1 protein-coding gene is annotated in these 1,684 nt (G+C 68.5%); it reads left to right on the top strand.

Annotation, left to right across the window (positions count from 1 at the left end; all coding sequences use genetic code 11):
- Positions 1 to 298: 298 nt before the first annotated feature.
- Complete coding sequence (trmFO, locus tag VIB55_RS23495) at positions 299 to 1,651, top strand: methylenetetrahydrofolate--tRNA-(uracil(54)-C(5))-methyltransferase (FADH(2)-oxidizing) TrmFO (RefSeq protein WP_331879114.1); 1,353 nt, start codon at positions 299 to 301, stop codon at positions 1,649 to 1,651.
- The last annotated feature ends 33 nt before the right edge of the window (positions 1,652 to 1,684 follow it).

Below are 1,684 nucleotides of genomic sequence, written 5' to 3' on the forward strand. Positions count from 1 at the left end.
CATTGCAGGAGCAGGAAAATGGGGATGGCTCTCCGGAGCCGTCCAAAACCCTTGGGGACGGCTCCGGAGAGCCATCCCGTTGTCAACTACATCCTTTTGGGCGCCAGAGGCTTGACACCGTGGCTCATAGAAGGATGACAGGCTCTGTCGTCGCGCTGGCATTTGAGTGGCGCGCCGGCCTGGCTCCCTTCCCCCACGCAGTTTGTGGGGGAAGGGTTGGGGATGGGGGGCGCCGCGGCATGCGCCACAGCCCGGCTCATCGGGTTCTGAAGTTCTTTCAACGTTGAGGGGATATACGATGGCGGAGGTAACGGTAGTCGGCGGTGGGCTTTCGGGGTCGGAGGCGGCGTACCAGCTCGCAGAGCGCGGGCACGACGTGACCCTGTACGAGATGCGTCCGGTGCGCGGCACCCCCGCGCACAACACCGAGCTGCTGGGCGAAATCGTCTGCTCCAACACCTTCAAGTCCGAAGATCCGCAGAACGCGCACGGGCTGCTGAAGCTGGAGATGGATGCGCTGGGCATCGGCGGCTCGCTGCTGCTGGCCTGCGCCCGCGAATCGCGCATCCCCGGGGGCACCGCGCTCACCGTCGATCGCACCGAGTTCGCGGGGCGCATGACGGCCGCCATCGAAGCGCACCCCCGCATTCGCGTGGTGCGCGAAGAGATGCAGGCGCTTCCCGACGGCCCCGCCATCGTGGCCACCGGCCCGCTGACCTCCGATGCGCTGTCGCAGTCCATCCGCGGCTCGCTGGGCGACCAGGGGCTGGCGTTCTTCGACGCCATCGCCCCCGTGGTCAGCGCCGAGTCGCTGGACATGGACAAGCTCTTCTACGCGTCGCGCTGGGGGAAGGGCGGCGACGAGGACTACCTGAACGCGCCGATGGACCGCGAGCAGTACGAGGCGTTCATCCAGGCGCTGAACACGGGCGAGCCCTACGCGGGGCACGACTGGGAGAACGTGCCGTACTTCGAGGGGTGCCTGCCCATCGAGGTGATGGCCGGCCGCGGCGTCGACACCCTGCGCTTCGGGCCCATGAAGCCCGTGGGCCTGCCGGTGCCGTGGAACGATGGCAAGTGGGCGCACGCCGTCATCCAGCTGCGCCGCGAGGACCGGGCGGGGAACATGTGGAACCTGGTGGGCTTCCAGACCCGGCTGAAGATCCCGGAGCAGAAGCGCATCTTCCACACGATCCCGGGGCTGGAGAACGCCGAGTTCCTGCGCTGGGGCTCCATCCACCGCAACACGTATCTGAACTCGCCCGCGTGCCTGTCGCCGCACGGCTCGCTGCGCGACCGGCCGGAGCTGATCTTCGCCGGGCAGATCACGGGCGTGGAGGGCTACACCGAGTCCACCGCGGTCGGCATCCTGGCGGCGGCCAACCTGGATCGCGTCGTTCGTGGGCTGGAGCCGGCAGTGCCGCCTCCCACGACGATGATGGGCGGGCTGATGCGCTACCTGCGCGAGAGCGATCCCCGGCACTTCGCGCCGATGAACAGCAACTTCGGCCTGCTGGACCCGCTGGACGTGGTGGTAAAGAAGAAGGAGCTGAAGCGCGAGAAGCTGGTGGAGCGCGCCCGCGCCGACTTCGCCGCGTGGATGGAGACGAACGGCATCACCGGCGGAGTAGAGGCGGCGGCGCCGCGATGAGCGAAGGCGCGGACGCCGAAGCCCGGCGCGGGG

The sequence above is a fragment of the Longimicrobium sp. genome (assembly GCF_036554565.1).
Lineage (GTDB): Bacteria > Gemmatimonadota > Gemmatimonadetes > Longimicrobiales > Longimicrobiaceae > Longimicrobium.